This window comes from Frankia sp. CcMO1 (genome assembly GCF_977945845.1).
In genome coordinates, this window is sequence record NZ_CDWTMG010000063.1 from 1 (window position 1) to 20,716 (window position 20,716).

Below are 20,716 nucleotides of genomic sequence, written 5' to 3' on the forward strand. Positions count from 1 at the left end.
GGCGTGCGGGCACGCGGCCCGGCGCCCAGCGCGAGCCGCCCGGCGCCGCGCCACGCGGCGGGCGAGTCGGCGGCGTCCATCGCTGAGCCCGCTCATCTGGATGCGGGAGCAGATCCTGGAACTTGGCCGTCTGCACGCTCTCACTCTGTGCACAGCCCCGTACTAGACCACACAGAAGATCAACTGGTGGAGCTATTGATCGACATGTCCCTTGTGGTCCAGCGCATCGGCGTCGCGCCCCGCGGGCAGTGGCTATTCCCCATGTCGCATGTCAGACAGTGGCCCATGTCGCATGTCAGACAGTCGACGCCAGGGGGCTTGCGGGCGGCGTGGGTTGGCTTGTTCCATACAGAAGATACTTTTCCTTCTTGGCGACGATGAGGCCCCTGCCGAATGCCCCTGACAACGCTCGCGGCGATGTCTCTCGTGTATCGACCTGGCCCATCTCTGGCCTGTCCTTAGTTGTGTGATCACGTAACCGGTCTCGGTCAACACGTGACATCACGCTGTCCAACACAAGTCTCCCCGGCCTAACACAAGTCTTCCGGCCCGGCTGCGATCGAGTCTGCGGCGGGGTTGTGACAGACGGGATCGGAGGGATTCCACGCAATGGATACCCGCAGGATCGGTGATGGCGAGCAGGCCGTCACAAGCGACTCGCGGTTCCCGACGGCCGGCAAGGTGTCCGACCACTCGACACCAACCGAGAATCGTGCTCGCGCGCAGGTGTGCATTATCGGCGCGGGCATCGTGGGGCTGTGCAACGCGCTCCAGTACGCAAGGATGGGCTGCTCGGTGATCCTTCTGGACGAGCTCGGGGAGCGGCAGCGACACAGTTTCAAGGTCGGCGAGTCACTGCTGCTGTTCCCCGTTCCGTTCCTGCGTGACCTCGGGCTGTCGGACTTTCTCGATCATCAGTCCTTCGAGAAGCAAGGGTTCTGGATGATCCACGGGCTGGAGGGCAAGCGCGCGTTCGACGCCGGGGTCACCGAGTGGGGCTTCCACGCTCGATTCCCTCAGCGCTGGCGGGACCGGATCGGCGACGAGCGCCTGGTCAAGTCCATGGTGGGCGACGCCCAGATCGTGCGTCCTGACATCGAGGCAGTACTGCGCGAGAAGGTGGCGGCGGCCCCGAACATCACGTTTCTCGCTGGAATTGCTCGGGAGGTGACCCTGGGGGCGGGTGAGGAGGATCACGAGCTGCACTGGGCCTCCCGCAAGGGGGACCGCAAGGGTGTGGTGCGGGCGCGCTGGTTGATCGACTGCTCCGGGCGCTCCCGGTTCCTCACCCGTCGGCTGGGTCACGATCTGCCACTCAGCCCGGACTTCCGGACCTCCTCGGTGTGGGGGCAGTTCGCCGGATGCACGGACGGGTGCTTCGGGGACCCTTGGCGCTACACGTTCCCGGATGGCACTACGGCTCAGCGCGACTTGACGACCGTGCACCTGTGGGGCGACGGCTACTGGATCTGGCTGATCCGCCTCGCCGGGAACCGGATCAGCGTGGGCGTCAGCTTCAATCGCGACCGGTCGCCGGTCCCAGGGGCCAACGGGCGCGAGGTCTTCTGGCAGGTCCTGCGCCGCTATCCGCTCCTGGATTTCCTCACCGAGGACAACCTGCTGGAGTTCAGCGCCTACCGCAACCTCCAGTACCTGAGCGACACCTACGTCTCCCCTCGCCGGTACGGGCTTGCCGGGGACGCCGCAGGGATCATCGACGCCTTCTACAGCCAGGGCATGTCGCTGTCGCTGTCGACGTCGTGGCACATCCAGAACATCGTCCGCGCGGACCTGCACGACGGCCGGCTCGACCGGCGGTACATCGCGCGGGTCAACTCCGCCACACTGGCGGACTGGCAGTTGATGCGGGGGACGGTCCGGCGCAAGTACGGCCCCGCCATCGCCGACAGCCGGTTCTTCCTGCTCGATCACATGCTCGACCAGTTCGTCCTGTCCGGTGGCCTGCTGGGCCGGTATCGAATGGCTCGGTGGCTCACCCGGCCGGGCGGGAACCAGGCGTCTGCGACGACGGGGCGAGAGCGCAGGCTGTACGACCTGCTCACGCGAAGGCTCTACCTTTCGGTGGGGGCGTTGCCCTGGTTGAGGCCCGCCCGCACCACGGCCCTCATCGAGCGCCTGCGCCGCGGGGTCGAGCGCCGGGCACGCTGGCGACTGGAAGCCGGTGTCGCTCCCGCGCCGGTGAGCACAGTCCTGCGGTTCGACTGTCCCCAGCCCGCGCTGTGGCGGCTTCCCTTCGCCCGCGGGCCGGTGGCGGTCCTCACGCCAGCCAAGATCTCTGAGCCTGCGTTCGTGCGGATCCGCGGCACGGAGAACACTCCCGTGCTGTTCTCCATCGCCCGCATCACGGCGGCAGGAATGATCTTGGCTGGGGTCGGCTACGACGTCGTGGCCACAGCGGCCACCCGGCTGCGGTTTCGGCTGTCGGGCGGCGGTCGACCGGTGGCTGCCACCGGACAGCCCGCCGCGACCGCGCCGCCGGCCGGGCAACCACCGGCAGCCGAGCAGGCGCTCGCGAGCGAGGTGGCGGCGCAGTGAGTGCGCCCGACGCCGCGGCGCCCGCGAATCCGCAGGCCATCGTCGCGGTCCATCGGGCCTTGCTGCGCGAGCACACTCAGTTGCCCGGACGGATCCAGGCGGTTCCGCACGGCGGCGTGCGGCTCGCCGAGCGAGTCACCCGGTTCCACGGATTGGTCGACAGAGCGCTCGGCATCCACTTCAGTGTCGAGGAACGGGCCTTGTGGCCAATGCTGCGAGAGCGTGCGCCGGTGCCCGCCGAACTGCTGCTGGATCTGACGTGCTCGCAGCACGCCCGGATCGGCGAGCTGACCGACCGGAACGCCGACCTGCTGCGCCGGTGGAGCCGCAGCCCCGGCGGGGCCCGGACGGGCGAAAGCGCCCGGGCCGCCGCCGAGCTCGCCCGGGAACTAGCTGAGCACCTGCGATTCGAGGAAGAGCACCTGCTCCCCATGGTGCGGCGGAACCTGACGACCGCCGATTGGCGGCGCGTGATTCGCCACGGCCGCCGGGCCATGCCGCGGCGGGAGGCCCCCGTGCTCCTCGGTGCGCTGCTGCACGAGTCGCCGCACGCGGATCAGGTCGCGGTGCTGGAGATGCTGCCGGCCGCTGCCCGCCCGCTGGCCGTGCGCTGGGGTCTGGCGTCCTATCGCCGCCGACTGCGTGGGCTCGCGGACGCCGTTCCGTGAGCTCGATGTTCCGACCGTCAACCCCTCTGACCCGCGAGGTTCTACCCCAGTGGCTCCTGACGTCGACCCCACTCGCACGCTTATCGACGCGTTCGCGGAGAGGTTCGCGAAGACCCCCGACGACTGCGCATATCGGTTCCTGACCCCGGGGCCTGCGACGGCAACCGGTGAATCCCTGGTCGCGACCGACCTGACCTACGGTGACCTTGACCGCCGGGTCCGGGCGCTGGCGGCCCGGCTCGGGGAGCGCTGCGGCGTCGGCGACCGGGTCCTGATCGTGTGCGCGCCGGGCGCCGGTTACATCGCCGCGTTCCTGGCGGCCCTGTTCGCGGGGGCGATCGCGGTACCGCTCTACCCGCCCACCCCCGCTCAGCTGCGCCGGGGCGGACAGCGCCTCGCATCCGTCGTCGCCGACGCACGCCCGTCGGTGGTCCTGACCGACCAGGCGAACGCGAGCCTTCACACCGGGCTCTCCGGGCAGGCGCCCACTCTCGGCGAGCTCGCATGGTTGTCCGTCGACGCCGCAACTCAGGGCGCGGACGGGTGGACCCGGCCGCCGGTCGTCGGGCACGACATCGCGTTCCTGCAGTACACCTCGGGGTCCACCGCCGACCCCAAAGGAGTGATGGTCACCCACGCCAACCTCCTGGCCCACCTCCCCGGGCTGATGGAGCGGTTCCACTCGCCGGGCGGCCCCTGCCATGTCACCTGGCTGCCGCCGTACCACGACATGGGGTTGATCGGCGGGCTCCTTGCACCGCTATACAACGGCACCCGTGCTGCGGTGCTGGACCCGACGGCGTTCCTCAAACGGCCGCTGCGATGGCTCCAGGCGATCTCCCAGGAGGGCGCCGTCACCTCCGGGGGGCCGGACTTCGCCTTGGACCTCTGCGTCGAACGCTCCACGCCGGCGGACCGGGAGCGCCTCGACCTGAGCAGCCTGAGGGTCCTGTTCACCGGCGCCGAGCCGGTCCGCCCGGCGACCCTGGAGCGGTTCCTCACGGCGTTCGAGCCAGCCGGCCTCCGCCGGGAGGTGCTGCTCCCCTGCTACGGGCTGGCGGAGGCCACCCTCTGCGTCACGGCCCGCCCGCAGTCGGCCGGCCCGGTCACCGTCGAGGTCGACCCCGCGCAGATCGGCCACGACGTGGCACAGGGCCCCGGGAACGACGGCCCGCGCAGGTACGCCAGCTGCGGGTCGCCCCTGCCCGGGCACGCCGTGATCGTCGCCGACCCGATCACCCGCCAGGCGCTGGTGGACGGTGACGTCGGCGAGATCTGGTTCCACGGACCGAGCGTCGCCGCCGGGTACTGGGGGCAGGCGGACGACTCGGGCGAGACGTTCGCCGCTCGGCTGGCAGCGCCGGAAGGCGTGACAGGCGCGGGCAAACGCACCTGGCTCCGCACCGGTGACCTGGGCTTCTTGCGCGATGGTGAGCTCTTCGTCGTCGGGCGGCGCAAGGACGTCATCGTCATCGACGGCCGCAACCATCACGCGCACGACCTCGAGGACACCGTGGCCGCCTCCCACTCCACGTTCCGTCCCAGCGGCGGCGCGGCTTTCGGGACCGGACCGGAACTCGACCGGCTCGTCATCGTTCAGGAACTGTCCGGCAGGGCGGGAGCGGAGCAGGCCATGGATCTGCTGAGCGCCGCCCAGCACGCCCTCGGCCTCGAGCACGGCGTGCAGGCCACCGACATCGTGTTGGTGCGCCCCGGCACCGTGCCGAAGACGTCAAGCGGCAAGGTGCGCCGAGCTGCGTGCCGCGACGCGCTGCTCGCGGGCTGGCTGGACGACTCGATCAGGTGGCGACTGGCGCACCTGGCCCCGCACTCCGGGATCGTCCCGTGACCAGGGAGACCGCCGACCTGGAAGACGTGATGTGCCGTGCCGTCGCCGAACGTCTCGGGGTACCGGCGGACGCCGTCGACCCTCGGCGTCCGATTGCCGCCACCGGTCTCGCCTCGGCGCAGATGGTCGGGCTGCTGGGCGAGCTGGAGCAGTTGCTCGGCCGCGAGCTACCGGTCACCCTGATCTGGGAGCACCCCACCATCGAAGACCTCGCGCGGCACCTCGCCGGCCCCGGCGGGCTGCCGGACACCCCTGGCGGACCCGGTGATGGCCGGCCGGCCGGCGACATGCACCCCGCCGACCGGGACCGCGACGACGCTGCGGCGAGCTGCGGCGCCACCGGGGAGCCGGTCGCGGTCGTCGGCCTCGGCTGCCGCCTCCCTGGCGGAGTGGCCGACCCGGCCGCGCTGTGGCGGCTGCTCACGAACGGCACCGACGCGGTCGGCCCGGTGCCCACCGGACGTTGGGACCCGACCGGGTTCGTCGACCCCGACCCCGCGACGCCGGGCACCATGCTTACCGACCAGGGCGGGTTCCTCGCCGACGTGGCGCACTTCGACGCCGCGTTCTTCGGCATCTCCCCGCGTGAGGCCGAGAAGATGGACCCGCAGCAGCGACTCCTGGCGGAGGTGGCCTGGGAGACCCTCGAGGACGCCGGCGTCCCGGCGGCGTCGCTTGCAGGCACCCGAACCGGAGTGTTCGTGGGGGTGTCGAGCTTCGACTACGCCCGCCTCCAAGAGCTACACGCGAGCGATGCCTACGTGGCCACCGGAAGCTCGCTGAGCATCACGGCCAATCGGTTGTCGTACCTGTTCGACCTGCGCGGACCCAGCCTCGCCGTCGACACGGCCTGTTCCGCCTCGCTGGCGGCGATCCACCTCGCGGCCACCCAGGTCTCGCGCGGCGAGATCCCGCACGCGCTCGCCGGCGGCAGCAACCTGATCCTGGGGCCGGACGTCGGCGTCGCCTTCACCAAGATGGGCGCCGTGGCCCCGGACGGCCGCTGCCGGCCCTTCGACGCAGCGGCTTCGGGAATGGTCCGTTCGGAGGGCGTCGTCCTGGTCCTGCTGAAGCCGTTGTCGCGTGCCCTGGCGGCCGGCGACCGCGTCTACTGCGTGATCCGCGGCGGGGCCATGACCCAGGACGGGCGAACGAACGGCCTGATGGCCCCACGGCCCGGGGCGCAGGAGGCCGTACTGCGCGACGCCTACGCCCGGAGCGGTGTCGCCCTGCAGGACGTCGACTACGTCGAGGCGCACGGCACCGGGACCCTCCTCGGCGACGCCGTCGAAGCGCAGGCGCTCGGTGCCGTCCTGGGGCGTGACCGCGCCCCGGAACGCCCGCTGCTGATCGGCTCGGCCAAGTCCAACATCGGGCACGCGGAGGCCGTCGCGGGCGCGGTGGGCCTGGCGAAGGCCGCTCTGATGCTGCACGGCCGCACCGTCGTCCCGACCGTCCACTCGCGCAACCCCAACCCGCACATCCCCTTCGACGCCCTAGGCCTGCGAGTCGCGGACGAGTTGGTCCCGTGGCCCGCGACCGACGGGCCCGCCGTGGCCGGGGTGAGCGCATTCGGGTTCGGCGGGACGAACGTTCACCTGGTGCTCGCAGAGGCACCCGCGCCGGACCCGCCGGTAGCGGGGCCGCCCCCGGAGCCGGGCTCCTCGCTCGTCCTGCCGGTGTCCGCCCGGACCCCGGCCGCCCTGGACGAGGCGCTCTACCGGTACCGCGCGCTGCTCGACGCCACGCCCGATGACGACGTCCGCGGTGTCTGCGCCGCGGCGCTGCGCCGGCGCGACACCCATGACCATCGAGCCGCGGTGGTAGCCGCCGACACGGCAGGCCTGCGCTCGGCTCTCGCCGCAGCCACCCATGGCGCGCGGCCCGGCGACCCGGTGCCGCTGCGCGGATCCGCCCGCACGCGGACGCACCGCACGGCGTTCGTGTTCCCGGGACAGAACGAGCGGTACTGGCCGCTGCACCCTTCGCTGTGGACACTGCCCCGCTTCGGCGAGTGCCTGGCGGAGTGCGCCGCGCTGCTGGCCCGGCACGAGGATGCCGACCTGGTGGCCCTGCTGCAGGCACCGGCGGACGATGACCGGCTGGACGACCCGGCGCTCGGGCAGCCTGCCGCTGTCTCCTTGCAGATCGCCCTCGCGCGGGTGTGGCGCGCGTGCGGCGTCGAGCCCGCGGTCGTCCTCGGCCAGAGCCTCGGGGAGGTCTCGGCCGCCTGCGTCGGCGGGGTACTCACGGCCAGCCAGGCGATCGAACTGGCGCACCGGCGCGGAACCGTCACCCGGGGCCTGCTCGGCGAGGGCGGCATAGCCGTCGTCTCGATGCCCGAGAGCGAGGTCGGCAGACAGCTGGACCGGCTCGAGCTGCCCGAGGTGTGGGTAGCCGGCGTTTCCGGGCCGGCGACCACCCTGGTGTCCGGGGCGCGTGAGCAGATCTCCGCCCTGGTGGCGGACCTGACGGCCGCCGGTCACCTCTGCCGCGTGATCAACAGGGCCAGCCTCTACGCCTCGCACACACCGCTGGCGGCCCCTGCTGCCCGGCTGCTCCTCGACGCGGCCGCGGACCTCACCCCCGGCACCGCCACATTCCCCTTCCTGTCCTCCGTGACCGGGACCGAGCTGACGGGGGAGCACTTGCACGCCGCCTACTGGGCGGAGAACCTGTTCCGCCCGGCGCGTTTCGACGACGCCATGACCGCTGCGGTGTCCGGCGGCGTCGACACGGTGATCGAGCTGGCGCCCCGCCCGCTCCTCGTCGCGCCGATCCAGGACAGGTTCGTCGCCGCCGGTCAGCCCGGTGTCGTAGTTCCCTCAATGCGCACCAATCCCGTCGGCGCCACCGGATTCGCGACGTCGCTGGCCGAACTCTGGTGCGCGGGGCGCGCGGCCGACCTCGCGGCGGTGACCGCGACCCCCGCCACCGTCCCGCATCGCGACCTGCCACGCTACCCATGGCAACGCAATCGCCACTGGGTCAGCCCCGCCCTCACCGCACATCGCCCGGCGCCCGGTGGGCACCCGTGGCTGACCCGGCGCGTACGACTGGCCGGGCCACGCGGCGAGCACGTCTGGTCCACGCCGGTCGACCTGCGGACTGAGCCGTACCTCGTCGACCACCAGGTGATCGGCGCTCCGGTGCTGCCGGCCGCCGCCCTGGTCGAGGCCATGGTGGCCGCGGGCAAGGCGACATTCGGTGGGACGCAATCCGGCGGAGGGGACGTCGTCCTGCGCAACGTGCGGATCACGGCACCCACGCACGTGCCGACCGAAGCGGACCACGACACAGTCCAGGTGTCCGTCAGCCCAGACCCCGACGGCGCCGTCGTCCGGGTGTGGACCCGCCCCGCCGCTGGCGACGAGGCCGCCGCGTGGATCGAGGCCGCCCACGCCCACTGCGCCCCGGCGGCCGGGGAACCGGCTACGGACGGTGATCGGGACGCCGCCGGTCAGGACGCACCGGACCTGCTCCGCGCCCGCGCCCGCTGCCGGCAGCCGGTGGACGTGGAAGCGTTCTACTCGGCGATGGCCGCGGCCGGCATGGACTACGGGCCCGTGTTCCGCCGCATCCGCACGGCGGCCCGCGGCGCGACCGAGGCCGTTGTCTCGCTGCGCCCCCGGTCCGCGTCCGGCCGTGGAACCGGCCGCCATGTGCTCCACCCGGCGCTGCTCGACAGCTGCCTGCAGGCCGTCGGGGTGGCCGCGACGTCCGACGGTCCGCCCCAGGGCGTTCACCTCCCGGCCGGCGTGGACCGCCTGCACCTGCACGACGGCGCGGACGTCCGCTGGGCCCACGCCCGGCTACGGGACCGCGCGCCCACGGGGTCGCTGCTCGCCGACATCACGCTGTTCGACGCCGGCGGGCGTTTCGCCGGGACGATCGAGGGGTTCCTGCTGCAGGCACTCGACGTGCCGGGGACCGGGACCACCGCGTCGACGTCCATGTTGCGTGAACTCGGCTGGCAGCACGCCGATGAGGCGGCGGGCGGCGAGCCACGTGCCGAGGCCACCGGGGCGCCGCACGACCGCAGAACCTGGCTGGTGCTGGGCGACAGTGGCGGGCGCGCCGCGCGCGTGGCCGAGGCACTGCGTACGCGCGGGCACCAGGTGAGCCTGCTGCTCCGGACCGCCCAGGCCGCAACCGATCCCACCGCATTGCGGCAACTGTTCCGGGACGCCGCCGCGCACCCGGGCGGCCTCGGCGGAGTGATTCACGCCTGGGCCCTGGACGCCGACTGCCCTCCCGACCCTGGGACCGTCGCCGGCCCGGGCGCCGGCGGTGCCGACCCGGACGGGCCCGGCTCAACGCCGCAGTCTCCGTTCTGGGTCGGTTACGACCGCGCCGTCACCTCGTTGCTGCACCTGGCCCACGCACTGCTCGACTGCGGCGAGGAAGAGCCGCCGCGCCTGATCGTGCTGACGAGCGCTACCCAGGCCGTGCTACCGAATGACCGGGTCGGGGCGGGTCCGGGCGCCGGGGTATGGGGCTTCACCCGGGTGACCGCGACGGAACATCCCCAGCTCGATCCGCTACTGGTGGACCTGTACGCGACTGAGGTCCACGGCGAGGGCGGGGCCGTCGCGGATCTGCTGACCGGCGCGGGTCCGGCAATCCTCGGCGAGGACGGCGGCCCTCGCCGACAGTGGGCCCTGCGGCCGTCGGACACCGGCCGGTCGGGCTGGTTCCGGGCCGCGCTGCGCCCCTACGGCGGTGCTGCCGGCATATCACCGGCGCCTGCCCACCGCGCGGTCCCCGAGCCGCATCAGGAGCCGTTCGCCCTCGCGATCCACGCCCTCGAGGACGTCGCAGGCCTCACCCCCGGCGAGACCGTGCTCATCCGTCCGGGCGCCGGGGACACCGCGCTCGCGGCGGCCCAGGTGGCCCGGCGGCGCGGCGCCCGCGTCCTCGCCGACGCGGGACCCGGCGAGGCCGACGTGGTGATCTGCGGTGCCGGCGACGTCCTGCCGCGCGACCCGGCCGAGTTGCTGACGGCCGGCGGCCGGCTCGTCCGGTTCGCGCCGCCCGACGGCACGGCGGCGCGCCAGAGCGAAACGCGCGACGAACTCCGGGACAGGGCCGGCGACGAAACGCCGATCACCGTCCGAGAGGGGCAGTCGGTCGTGACCGTGCAGCCGCGCCACGTCCTTGTGCCGCGACGGGCGCGGCATCTGGTCGAACGGGTCACCGAGGGATTCGCCAGCGGCGAACTCACACCGTTGCCCGCCGCCTGCTCGCCGCCCCCCGGCGATTGGGCGGCGGCGGTGCGCCCCGGACGCACCTATCTGATCACCGGTGGCCTCGGCGGCCTGGGCCTGCGCACGGCCGAAGCCCTGGTCGCGGCCGGAGCCACCCACCTATGCCTGGCGGGCCGTCGGCCACCGGGCGAGGCCGCCCGTGCCGCGCTGCGCCGCTGGGAGGACACCGGAGTGCTGGTGGTCGTTCGCCGCGCCGACGTCTCCCAGGCCGCAGAGGTTGCCGACCTCCTCGCGAATCCGGACCGACTGCCCCCGCTCGCCGGTGTCTTCCACGCCGCCGGCGTGCTCCGGGACGGCGTCGTCACCGGTCTCAACCGGGAGACGTTGACCGAAGTGGCCGCGGCGAAGGCCGCCGGCGCATGGAACCTGCACCACGCGACCGCCGGCCTGCCCCTGGACCACTTCGTGCTGTACTCGTCGGCCGCCGCACTGGTGGGCCCTCCCGGTCAGGCCGCCTACGCAGCGGCGAACGCCGTCCTCGACGCGCTCGCCCTGCACCGCCGGGGACAGGGGCTGCCCGGCCTGAGCATCCAATGGGGGCCGTGGACGGACGTCGGGATGGCCGCCCGCCAGGAACGCTCGGGCGAACTGGCCACGCGCGGGATTCTCGGCATCACCCCGGACGAAGGCATGGAGGTGCTCGGCAGGCTGGTGCGGAGCCCGGGCGGTGTGGTGTGCGCGCTGCGTCTCGATCCGGTCGCTCTCACCGACACCGCGGCCTCGGGGTTCCTGCCGGACCTGTTGCGCGACGTGGTCGAGACGCCGGCGCCGGATCGCCGGGTCGTCGACGAACTGCTCGGGCTACCGCCCGGGAGGCTGCGCGCCCGGCGCCTGCTGCGGCACTGCACGGAGCAGGTGGCCGCGGTCCTGGGACAGGACGCGGACCTCGTTGACCCGGACACTCCGCTGACCGCGCTGGGCTTCGACTCGCTGATGGCACTGGAGCTGCGTCGCCGGCTGAGCACGACCCTCGGTATCACCGTGAAGGCCACCGCCGCCTGGCGTTTTCCCACCGTGAACGCGCTCGCGCCGCACCTCGCCGAGCAGCTGGGGATTCCGCCGGACGCGCCCGCACCGCCCGCCGACACCCCGGCCGACGGCGTCAACGACCAACCGGCGGCAGACCTCGCCTGGCCCGACGGGGCCGGTGCGACGGGGGACGATGCCAGCGACCTGTCGGCTGACGAACTGGTCGGACTCCTCGTGCAGGCCACCAAAGAGAACGAGCACAGGTGAGGCCGATGGATGGCGGGTCACCCGACAAGCGCACTGACGGGGCAGATGAATACCGCGACGTCCTGCAAGGAGCCCACCGGACCATCCAGTCCATGCGACGGCGGATCGACGAGCTGGAGCGCCGGGTCGCGGAACCGGTGGCCATCGTCGGCATCGGCTGCCGGTTGCCGGGGGGAGTGAACGATCCGGAATCGTTCTGGGAGTTGTTGTGCCGTGGCGACGATCCGGTCCGCGAGGTGCCAGCCGACCGGTACGACGTCAGGCTTCACGACGACCACGACGTTCAGGCCCGCTGGGGCGCGTTCCTGGACCGGCTGGACCATTTCGACCACGCCTTCTTCGGGATCTCCCGTCGAGAGGCACTCGGCATGGACCCCCAGCAGCGACTGGCCCTGGAGGTGACCTGGCATGCGTTGGAGGACGCCGGTCTCGCCGCCGACTCGCTCGACGGCAGCCGCACCGGCGTCTACTTCGGCGTCTCCGGCATCGACTACCTCACCGAGGGGTCTGCCGACCTGGTAGACGTCACCGCCCACTCCGGCACGGGAACGGCGCACAGCATCCTGGCCGGTCGCATCGCCTACACGCTCGGCCTCACCGGGCCGGCAATGGCCATCGACACCGCCTGCTCCTCGTCTCTCGTCGCGGTACACCAGGCCTGCCAGAGCCTGCGGGCCGGAGAGTGCGACCTGGCCCTCGCGGGCGGGGCGAACGTCGTGCTGTCCGTGGCGTCGACGATTGCCATGACTCGGTTGGGCATGCTCTCGCCGAGCGGCCGGGTACGGGCGTTCGACGAGGCCGCGGACGGCACCGTGCGCGGCGAAGGTGCCGCGGTCGTCGTCCTCAAGCGTCTGGTGGACGCCGACCGTGACGGCGACCGGGTGCTCGCGACGATCCGCGGGAGCTCGGTCAACCAGGACGGGCGCAGCGCCGGCCTGACCGCCCCCAGCGGCGAGTCGCAGCTGATGTGCGTTCGGCAGGCCCTTCACAACGCTGGCGTCGACCCCGGCACGGTCGCCTACGTGGAGACCCACGGGACCGGCACCCCGCTCGGCGACCCCATCGAGGCCGAAGCACTTGCCGAGGTCTACGGGCGCTCATCGATGCCGTGCTACCTGGGAGCGGCCAAGACGGTCATCGGTCACCTCGAGGCCGCCGCGGGGGTTGCCGGGTTGACCAAGGCGGTGCTGGCCGTGCGCCACGGGCTGATCCCGGGCAACCTGCACTTCACCCGGCTCAGCCCGCACATCTCGCTATCCGGAACGTCGCTCGCCGTCCCCGCCGACCGCATCACCCCCTGGCCGACCACGAACGGGCCACGCCGGGCTGCGATCAGCTCTTTCGGGTTCAGCGGCACGAACGTGCACCTGATTCTCGAACAGGCGCCCACCGGTTCGGGCCGGCGTGACGCGGCCGCGGCCGGGGGGCCTGCCCAGGCCGCACGGCCGCTGTCGATCCTGACGGTGTCCGCAGGGTCGGGCACCGCCCTCACCGCGCTGGCGGAGCGCTACCAGCGGCAGCTCGCGGATGTCACAGACGGCGGCTTCGCCGACCTGTGTGTCGGGGCGGCCGGAGGCCGCTCACACCTGACACACCGGCTGGCAGTCGTTGCCGCCGACGCCGCCGACGCCGCCAACCAGCTCGCTCGCCACCTGCAGGGCCTGCCCGCTGCGCGGGTGTGGACAGGCCGCGCCCTGCCCGACGAGATCACCTTCGTCCTCCCCGGGACCGACCGGATCGCGCCGGGAGCCGTCGACGCGCTACGTGGCGCCAGTTCCACCTTCCGGGACCGGCTGACCGAGTGCGCGCAGGTGCTCGACCCATTGCTCGGCCTGCCCTTGGCGGCGGCGGTCACCGCAGGCACCGACGTCGCCCGCGACCCGGCGGTCGCGGTGCCGACCCTGGTCGCGGTTCAGTACGCGCTGGCCGAGCTCTGGCGCTCATGGGGACTTGAGCCTGCCGCCATACTCGGGCACGGCGTCGGCGAGCTCACCGCCGCCTGCCTCGCCGGTGTGTACGACCTCGCCGCGGGACTGACCCTAGCCGCCGCCTACGGTCGAGCTCTGGACCGGGCCAGCAAGGTTCGCCACCCGCAGGATCCGTGGGCGTCCGTCCGCGCCGCGGTGGGCCGGCCGTCGGCGCGCGCGCCGCGCCTGCCCGTCGTCTCGGCCCGAACCGGCCAACTGTGGAGCTTCGACGAGCCGCCGGACCCCGCCAGCTGGGACGAACACCTGACTGCGACGGCCTGCCTCGATGCCGGGCTCGACACCCTTCAGGACCTGGGGCAACTCACCTTTCTGGTGGTGGGGCCCGCCCCCGGGCTCAGTCCGGCACCGACGCAGCGCCCGGGAGCGCGCCTGCTGCGGGCCCCGGACGACGTGGGGCCCAGCTGGCAGGCCGTGCTGGGCATCCTCGCCGAACTTTACGTGCGTGGCGCCACGATCGACTGGCGAGCGGTGCACGACGGGCGGGCCGTCTGGAGGCCGCTCCCCCGCTACCCCTTCGACCGCACCGAGATCCCCGCGTTGCCGGTCAACGGTCGCCGTCGGGTTGCCGCGGCCGGCCCCACCGCCGCGGTTCCCGCAGAGCCGACGGCCGCAACACCACCCTGGCTCGACCCGGTCGGCTCGGACAACGCGGTCGCCGCCCTGCTGCCCACCCGCGAGGAACTGCTGGCCTTGCCCGACTCCGAACGGCGGACCCTCCTGACCGACCGGGCCGTCCGTGCGGTCGCCGCCGTGCTGCAGACCGCGCCGGAACTGGTCGCCGGCTCAGCGGCTCTGCTTGACCTGGGCATGGACTCGATCGCCGCGTTGGAGTTGAGAGCCGTGCTCGAGGAGCGGCTGCAGGTGACGATTCCGACGGAGGAAATCCTCGGCGGCGCCGGAATAGCGCAGATCGTGAACCTGGTCTGCGGCCAGGTCGCATCTTCGTCCGTGACGACGAGGATCTGATGGCCGGCGCCTGGATCGTCGACCACGGGTCGCCCTCCGTCGGCGGCCTGGACTTGTTCTGCCTGCCCTACGCAGGCGGCAGCGCCGCCGCGTACCGACGCTGGCCGGACCTGGCCCCTGCGGGTCTCAACGTGCGTGCCGTCGAACTGCCGGGCCGCGGCAGACGGCACCGCGAGGCTCCCTTCTTGCGGCTGCCGACACTGGCCAAGGTACTGGCACCCGTTCTCGAGCGGGAGGCAGCCGGTCCCTTCGCGCTTTTCGGGCACAGCATGGGTGCGCTGTTGGCCTTCGAGGTCGCGCGGACGCTGCGGCGGCGCGGCGAGCGGAAGCCTGAGCACATTTTCGTGTCGGCGGCCACGGCCCCGGGGACGGGTCAGGGGACGGCACCGTCGCTCGCCCGGGCGACCGACGGTCAGGTGCGCGAGTACCTCGCGCACCTGGGGGGTTCACCCCGTCAGATTCTCACGGACGACGACGTGATGGCGATGATGCTCCCCGTGCTCCGGGCGGATTTCACGATGGTGGAGACCTACCTGCATGCCGGCGGCGCCCTGACGGATCGCGAGGAGGAGCCGCTCGACGTCCCACTGACCGTGTTCGGGGGGAGCGCTGATCCCGTGGCGCGGCCACTGGGCCTGCTCGGTTGGCGCCGACACACCCGTGACCTGTGCCGAGTACACGTCTTCCCCGGAGGCCACTTCTATCTGCATGGTCACGAGCCCGACCTCATGGGGCAGGTGGCCACCGATCTGGGCCTGACACGACCGGCCTGACGACCGCCCGGCCGCCCATAAACCCGGGAACCGCGGAGCGGCCAGTACAAGGACCAGCGGGACGATCACCGTCGCCGGCAGTCGCCTACTACCGTCCGGAGGAATCAATGCCCGCAGGACTCCTGACCTCACCGTCGGCCGCGACGGATTCCGATCGGCTACTGCTGCACCTGCTCATTGCTCGGCTGAGCGGCCCTGGCGCAGCGGGCGACCGGCTCTTGTCAGGTAACCGGGGTTCGGTCGAGGGTGCCGTTGGCGTTGACGCAGGGACTGATGCCGCTGAGTGCGATGGAACCTTCGCCGTCGGGAGTGCGGTCGCTCGAGTTGAGGGTGAGGACGAAGCCGTCCTTTTGGAGGACGATGGCTCGTTCACCCTCGAGAGAGGGGTCGTCTCGGCGGGTCCAGCCGGCTGTGGTCAGCCGGTCGGCGGTCCGTTCGGTGAGGTCGTTTGCCTCGCCGGCGGCCGTGGCGAGTGATCGGCCGTAGCTCTAGCGAAGTGGCCAGCCGTCGGGTGGCGGGGGCAGAGCGCAGGCGTCCTCGGATTCGCCGGTGGAGACGTTGCGCGTAGTGGGGTACCAGCCCGCGACGTCGTCGATGAGAGACCGCAGTTGGGTGGCCTGCTGTTGCAGGACAGTCTTGGGGTCGGTCACGGGTGTCTCCTGAGTGGTCCTGGCGGCGGGCTGATCGCGGTCGGAGGCACCGGTGCAGCCTGCTACGGCGTGAGGAGCGCCAAACCGGCCGCTGCACAGAACATTCGGATTTTTGAGCGGCTCACGGGATGTCCACCCTGCGTCCGTGAAAGTCGGGATCGGTGTACGGGTACTTGTGGAGACCTCGCTCGGTGACGTCCGGATGTGTGTACAGCGTGACCTCACCGCCTCGAACAACGTTCAGCATGTTCGCCCAGGCCGTTGATCCCTCGGTCAGGACAGCGCTGTGGGAGGGCACGCCGCTGATCATCGGCCCGGGCACGGGACCGGTGTCGTTGAAGCGGCCTGTTTCAAGCCTGGTGAAGCCCGGCATGGCGTCGGGGTCGCCTCCGTGGCCGACGCCGCGCCGCTGTCCGTGCCTGCGTTGTGCCCGCGTGGAACCTGACGACCCCTAACCTCTCGCGCCGCAGCGTGGTCGCTGACGCCGGCCGGGCGGCCCACTCGTAGTAGCCCGAGGCCGACACTGCCAGCCATCGGCACATCTGTTGGATCGAATACCGTCGCTCCCGTCCGGATTGACCGTGGCCTTCCCGCGCGGGCTCGGCCCCGGGCCATTTCGTCAATTCGCCCGGTACCATCCACGGGGCCGGTGCTTGAACGTCCCGCCGCGAATTTCGATCTCGTTCGCGTCTGAAAAGCGGGCTGCGGGGTCGAGCCCGTCCTCGGGAGGCCGGATGCGGCCGGATGCCAGCAACCCGAGGAAACAGCCGTAGTCCACGACGTAGACGTCGTAGGCCTCAGCCGGGCGTTGGGGGTCGAGCGAGACCCCTTGCCGTACTCGGTGGATCAGCCGGGCGTCGTAGAGCCGCTGAATGATGGACTCGTCCGACTCGCCGTCGCGGCGCAGCGGGATCAGGCGGCTGCGCTGTCGTGCGCATTGGTCGATGAGGTTCGAGAACACCTTCTGCGCCTCGCGTCCGAGCTGTCCCTGCTTGTCGCGCAGGAAGAAGTCGCGTGTCGCCGCCGCGACGTGTTTCGCATCGATCGGCGCGTCGAAGGACGCACCCGCAGCCAGTCCGGCGATCTGCAGAGCGTCGCGAGGCACACCTTCAGCGCCGAGCACGAGATTGTGGAAGCTCGCCCGGTCCGCGAAGATCCGGCCGATCAGCTGCCCCGGCCGGGTGATGCCGGCCATGGGGCCGGGCGACGGCAACCGTTGACTCGCGGCACACAGGTGTCGAAACAGCAAGGTGGCGTAGAAATCGAGCGTCGCCGCCGCGTCGTTTCGGAAGAGCAGGAAGTCGTCCAGGTCCAGGCTGGCGGCCGTGTCCGCCCCGAGCTCCAGACCTACAGCCCCGCCGGAAGCGTCGTGATCGCTGAACCGGGATCGCCCGTGGATAGCGCTGATCTTGATGACGACACCGCGCGCGGGCATGAAAGTCCGCCGCAGAAGGTCGGCCATGAGCGGCTGGAGATCGGTCGGCAGCGCGGACCACTCGTCGATGAAGACCCACAACTCGCCCTCCTCGAGGGCGTCGGCCACTCGGCGAACCGCCGTCGCCAGGGGGCCGAGCAGCACGTGGTGCACCTCCCGGCCACGGCTGAGCCGACGTTCCGCCTTTCGTTGCTCCCGGCGCCGGCGCGACCCGTGCTGCCACGATGCCGAGGGGTGCGGACCGGCCGTCAGCCCCGCGCTACTGGTTCGCTCCACCGCGGACGTGTTTTCCCGCTCGCGCTCGACCTCCGTCTCGCCCACGACACGAACCTGCGTGGCGGCGTCCGCGAGCGCGTCGAGCCCCTCGCTGATCTCCGCCAGTCGGTGCGCCCAGCGGTCCTCGAGTACCTGCTCGTACAACTGCCGGTGCACATGCTCGATCAGGTCGACCAGCAGACCGGTGGCGCCCTCCGCGAAGTCGATCCGCTGCCCGGTCAGGTCCTCGGCCGACCCGATCGAACGCAGGTCGACATACACGGACAACGCGCCGGAGGCAGCACGTTGCCCCTGCAAGTAACGCATCAGGTGGGTCTTACCCGTCCCCCGCCGACCGAACAACACCTGGTGCTCCGGCAACTCCAGGTGAGTCAGCAACGCACGCACCGGCACGAAGGACTCCTGGAGCACCTCGTCAGTGGCCTTCTCCGCGCGCCGGGCCACTTTCACGAGCAGGGCGTTGAGATCGGCATTGGACATTCGGATCCCCGTTCACCGGCCGAGCGGTGCAGCCTTCACTGTCCCCACACTCCGGACCACACCGCAAGGGTGGCCCGAGAGCGACGATCCTCCCGTGGTACGGAAGTGGCCACAGGGCCTGCCGATGCCAGACGCCGGGCGCGCTGCGCTGATGACCGGATGGGGCTGGCGCCGCGCGATAGCGCGCTCGCGCACACCATCCGCGGCTACCTGTTGACTGTGACCACGATCAAGGGCCTGGCCAGGTTCTGGTCGAGGTGTCCGGTGGGGTCGCTCTATCCGCGGCTGACCACCCGTGGTGTCTGGGCGGGTGTGGCTCACATGGTCTGCGTCCACCTGGGCACCTCAGTGGCCGCCTGGGCCGTCGCTGGCGGTGGCTGTTGCTTTTGCTGGGGTCCTTGGGGGTCGTTCCCGGGGTTCCACCGGCGCGCCCGTCAGGTAGCCGGCCAGCGCACTGTCCGGGTGGATGAATCTCAGCTGGCCGTACGGCCGGCGCAGCGCGTCGTCGGGCGGCAGTCCCGACACGATCTGCCGCCAGTACTTGAGCACCTCACCGGCGCCCGGCATCAGTGCTACATCCGGGAGGATGCGCACCTCCTCGGCCGGGAAGCTCCGGTACGCCTCACGGCCGCCGGAGGAGTAGAAGACACGGCGCCAACTGCCGCTGGTGCCGTGAAAGTGCCAGACCTCGGTCACCGACTCCCACATGGCCCCGCCGACCTCGACGACGGCCCCTCCGGGGAGCCTCACCCGCTGCGGATCGTGCAGTACCCGCGTAGTGCCGGAGCCGTACAGGTAGCGCTTCGCGTTGTTGCGGAACCGGATACTCACCCCACCGCCGGGCTGGGAGACATACTCGGCCACAGACCCCGTCCGGTCTTCCAGCACCCCCGTTGTCCGATTCAGGACCAGGACAGCCTCCCGCCGCGGATCGATCATCCGCGCACGCCCGTGCCGTGCGAGCGCTGGAGCGGGCCGAGCCCGACCAGATCAGTCACCGATCAGGCCCGCGGCGGCCTCGGCCGAGCAGCCGTTCCCACCACCTGCGCCGCTCGAGGAGGCCCAGCAGGAACAGCGGCCGATCGGCGTCCGGGTCCCAGCGGGCTGGCGCCGCAACCCGCTCGGAGAAGGTGCCCCAGAACCGGGCACGAGGGTCGGGACGTGCCCACGGTGGACGATGCCAGGTGAGGACGGCCTCGTCCGTCCAAGCGTCGTCCAGCACGACAAGGCCCGGCTCGCCCCGCGCATCGTCGGTGAATCGGGTGCGCGCCATGAGGCTCGGGCCTCGCAGCTCGAACAGGTCTGAGGCCCGGTGCATGCAGGTCTTGGCGTCGAACGCCTTGCCCCGGCTTCCGTTGCGCGACATAGGCAGGCAGAACTCCTCGCCGGAGACGATGAAGAAGTCGGCCGGTTGCGTCCGGCACCACGACGGCGCTCGCGGTATCGCCCGGGCCCCGTCTCCCAGCGCCGAGATCAGCTGCTGCGCAGCAATCGCAGGGTCGCGATCGCCCGCACATCGCCCCTGGAAGCGAAGCACCGCATGCTCGGTGAAGTGCACCTGTGACAACAGCGCCCGGCCTGTCAGCGCGAACGGGTCGACCTTCGCGCTGACGCCGTACCGGCGCCGGTAGTCCGGAAGGACCACGCAGCCGGTCGCGATCCACTGCGCGCCGCCGTCCCGGCTCAGCGCCAACGGCAGAGCCAGCATGCCGACGATGAGACAGAAGTATCCCGACGGGCTGCGCCGCCCCTGCAACGGCGCGGGAAGGTTCGCCGCGAGCTGCCCACGTTCCTGAACCAGGCCGCACAGCCACGCTCGCGCCTGCTCACGGGACGACAGCCCGAACTCCTGCGCACGTACGTCAGCGCAGGTGTTCGTCACCACGACGGGCCAATCCAACACGGCGGGCCCTCCGTCCATTCAGCAGACAATAGCGACAATATGCTCTTGCTGGAGATTCCGGGAGAGGCTGCCGGGGAATCCGCGGCCGACAGTGCGACAGCCGACGTCGATCTCCGTAGCTGCCTGGTGCGGGAGGTCCACGAGGCGGCCGTCGGTGCTTCCAGGCCGTTGACCGCCTGCCCGGCAGCGGTAGCGCGCCGTCCGAGGCTCACCGGCGTGCGCGCGGACCAGAGCCTCAGGCGCCCCCGCCGAACAGGGACGGGCGTTGACGTACCAGCATCGCGCGCAGTTTCGGCCCCAGCCGGTCGACGATCGCGGTTCCGGGATCGCCGGGGTAAGGCAGGTTCTCCACGAACGAGACGCCGATCGGCTCGTCGACGTCGCCCGTGCCGAGCTCCGCCTCGAGCAGGTCGAGGACGGCGCGTACCTCATCGAGCCGCTTCCCGGCCGCGACGTTCGCTGCCTCGCGCTCGGAGACCTCGGCGAGGAACTGGTGGACGAGGACGTCGTCGTGCTCCCCGTAGGTGTTGTCGCGCGCGATCGGCTCCAGCGCCGGGACGGCGTCGACCATCCGCTGCACCAACGCGGCATCGGCGGGCTCGGCGCGCCAGGCGCGCTCGCGGCCGACGGCCTCGAGTGCCATGCCGGCCGCCGCGGCTCGAGTAGCTG

At 71.7% G+C, this 20,716-nt stretch carries 12 protein-coding genes; 6 read left to right on the forward strand and 6 right to left on the reverse strand.

The genetic code is table 11. The features are described 5' to 3' along the window. The first annotated feature begins 609 nt into the window (after nt 1–609). Genes AC08OU_RS10505 through AC08OU_RS10530 form a run of 6 tightly spaced genes read left to right on the forward strand, consistent with a single transcriptional unit; the run spans nt 610 to nt 15,303 of the window. Complete coding sequence (locus AC08OU_RS10505) at nt 610–2,556, forward strand: NAD(P)/FAD-dependent oxidoreductase (protein ID WP_476604779.1); 1,947 nt, start codon at nt 610–612, stop codon at nt 2,554–2,556. Continuing rightward, nucleotides 2,553–3,224 carry a hemerythrin domain-containing protein gene (locus AC08OU_RS10510; RefSeq protein WP_476604780.1) on the forward strand — a complete coding sequence of 224 codons (672 nt, stop codon included), beginning with the start codon at nt 2,553–2,555 and terminating at the stop codon, nt 3,222–3,224. Before AC08OU_RS10505 ends, AC08OU_RS10510 begins: the two co-directional genes overlap by 4 nt. A 49-nt stretch (nt 3,225–3,273) precedes the next feature. Next, nucleotides 3,274–5,073, forward strand: coding sequence for a fatty acyl-AMP ligase (locus AC08OU_RS10515; protein WP_476604781.1), 1,800 nt, complete (start codon nt 3,274–3,276; stop codon nt 5,071–5,073). Continuing rightward, nucleotides 5,070–11,576 (forward strand): SDR family NAD(P)-dependent oxidoreductase, encoded by a 6,507-nt coding sequence (locus AC08OU_RS10520; RefSeq protein ID WP_476604782.1) that lies wholly within the window; start codon nt 5,070–5,072, stop codon nt 11,574–11,576. Before AC08OU_RS10515 ends, AC08OU_RS10520 begins: the two co-directional genes overlap by 4 nt. A 5-nt stretch (nt 11,577–11,581) precedes the next feature. Beyond that, nucleotides 11,582–14,530 carry a type I polyketide synthase gene (locus AC08OU_RS10525; protein ID WP_476604783.1) on the forward strand — a complete coding sequence of 983 codons (2,949 nt, stop codon included), beginning with the start codon at nt 11,582–11,584 and terminating at the stop codon, nt 14,528–14,530. Further along, nucleotides 14,530–15,303: a thioesterase II family protein gene (locus AC08OU_RS10530; RefSeq protein WP_476604784.1), complete on the forward strand. Its 774-nt coding sequence runs from the start codon at nt 14,530–14,532 to the stop codon at nt 15,301–15,303. Before AC08OU_RS10525 ends, AC08OU_RS10530 begins: the two co-directional genes overlap by 1 nt. Before the next feature lie 488 nt (nt 15,304–15,791). Here AC08OU_RS10530 and AC08OU_RS10535 read toward each other — a convergent pair whose 3' ends face one another. The 6 genes from AC08OU_RS10535 to AC08OU_RS10560 form a co-directional block, all read right to left on the reverse strand. Next, nucleotides 15,792–15,953 (reverse strand): hypothetical protein, encoded by a 162-nt coding sequence (locus AC08OU_RS10535; RefSeq protein ID WP_476604785.1) that lies wholly within the window; start codon nt 15,951–15,953, stop codon nt 15,792–15,794. A gap of 121 nt (nt 15,954–16,074) precedes the next feature. Next, nucleotides 16,075–16,251, reverse strand: a complete 177-nt coding sequence (locus AC08OU_RS10540) for a hypothetical protein (protein ID WP_476604786.1) — start codon at nt 16,249–16,251, stop codon at nt 16,075–16,077. Between the two features lie 321 nt (nt 16,252–16,572). Beyond that, nucleotides 16,573–18,144, reverse strand: a complete 1,572-nt coding sequence (locus AC08OU_RS10545) for an ORC-CDC6 family AAA ATPase (protein WP_476604787.1) — start codon at nt 18,142–18,144, stop codon at nt 16,573–16,575. Nucleotides 18,145–18,489: 345 nt separating this feature from the next. Further along, on the reverse strand, nt 18,490–19,008 hold the full coding sequence (locus AC08OU_RS10550; protein ID WP_476604788.1) for a hypothetical protein: 519 nt from the start codon (nt 19,006–19,008) through the stop codon (nt 18,490–18,492). A gap of 130 nt (nt 19,009–19,138) precedes the next feature. Further along, a complete protein-coding gene (locus tag AC08OU_RS10555) occupies nt 19,139–20,029 on the reverse strand; it encodes a hypothetical protein (RefSeq protein WP_476604789.1) in 891 nt (296 codons plus the stop codon). Between the two features lie 253 nt (nt 20,030–20,282). Beyond that, nucleotides 20,283–20,716, reverse strand: a 434-nt coding sequence (locus tag AC08OU_RS10560) for a hypothetical protein (RefSeq protein ID WP_476604790.1), incomplete at its 5' end; no start/stop codon positions are given.

What these genes read in the sequence shown, in the direction of transcription:
- AC08OU_RS10505 (WP_476604779.1), top strand. Translation starts at nt 610, where the DNA reads ATGGATACCCGCAGGATCGGTGATGGCGAGCAGGCCGTCACAAGCGAC.
- AC08OU_RS10525 (WP_476604783.1), top strand. Translation starts at nt 11,582, where the DNA reads ATGGATGGCGGGTCACCCGACAAGCGCACTGACGGGGCAGATGAATAC.
- AC08OU_RS10530 (WP_476604784.1), top strand. Translation starts at nt 14,530, where the DNA reads ATGGCCGGCGCCTGGATCGTCGACCACGGGTCGCCCTCCGTCGGCGGC.
- AC08OU_RS10545 (WP_476604787.1), bottom strand. Translation starts at nt 18,144, where the DNA reads ATGTCCAATGCCGATCTCAACGCCCTGCTCGTGAAAGTGGCCCGGCGC.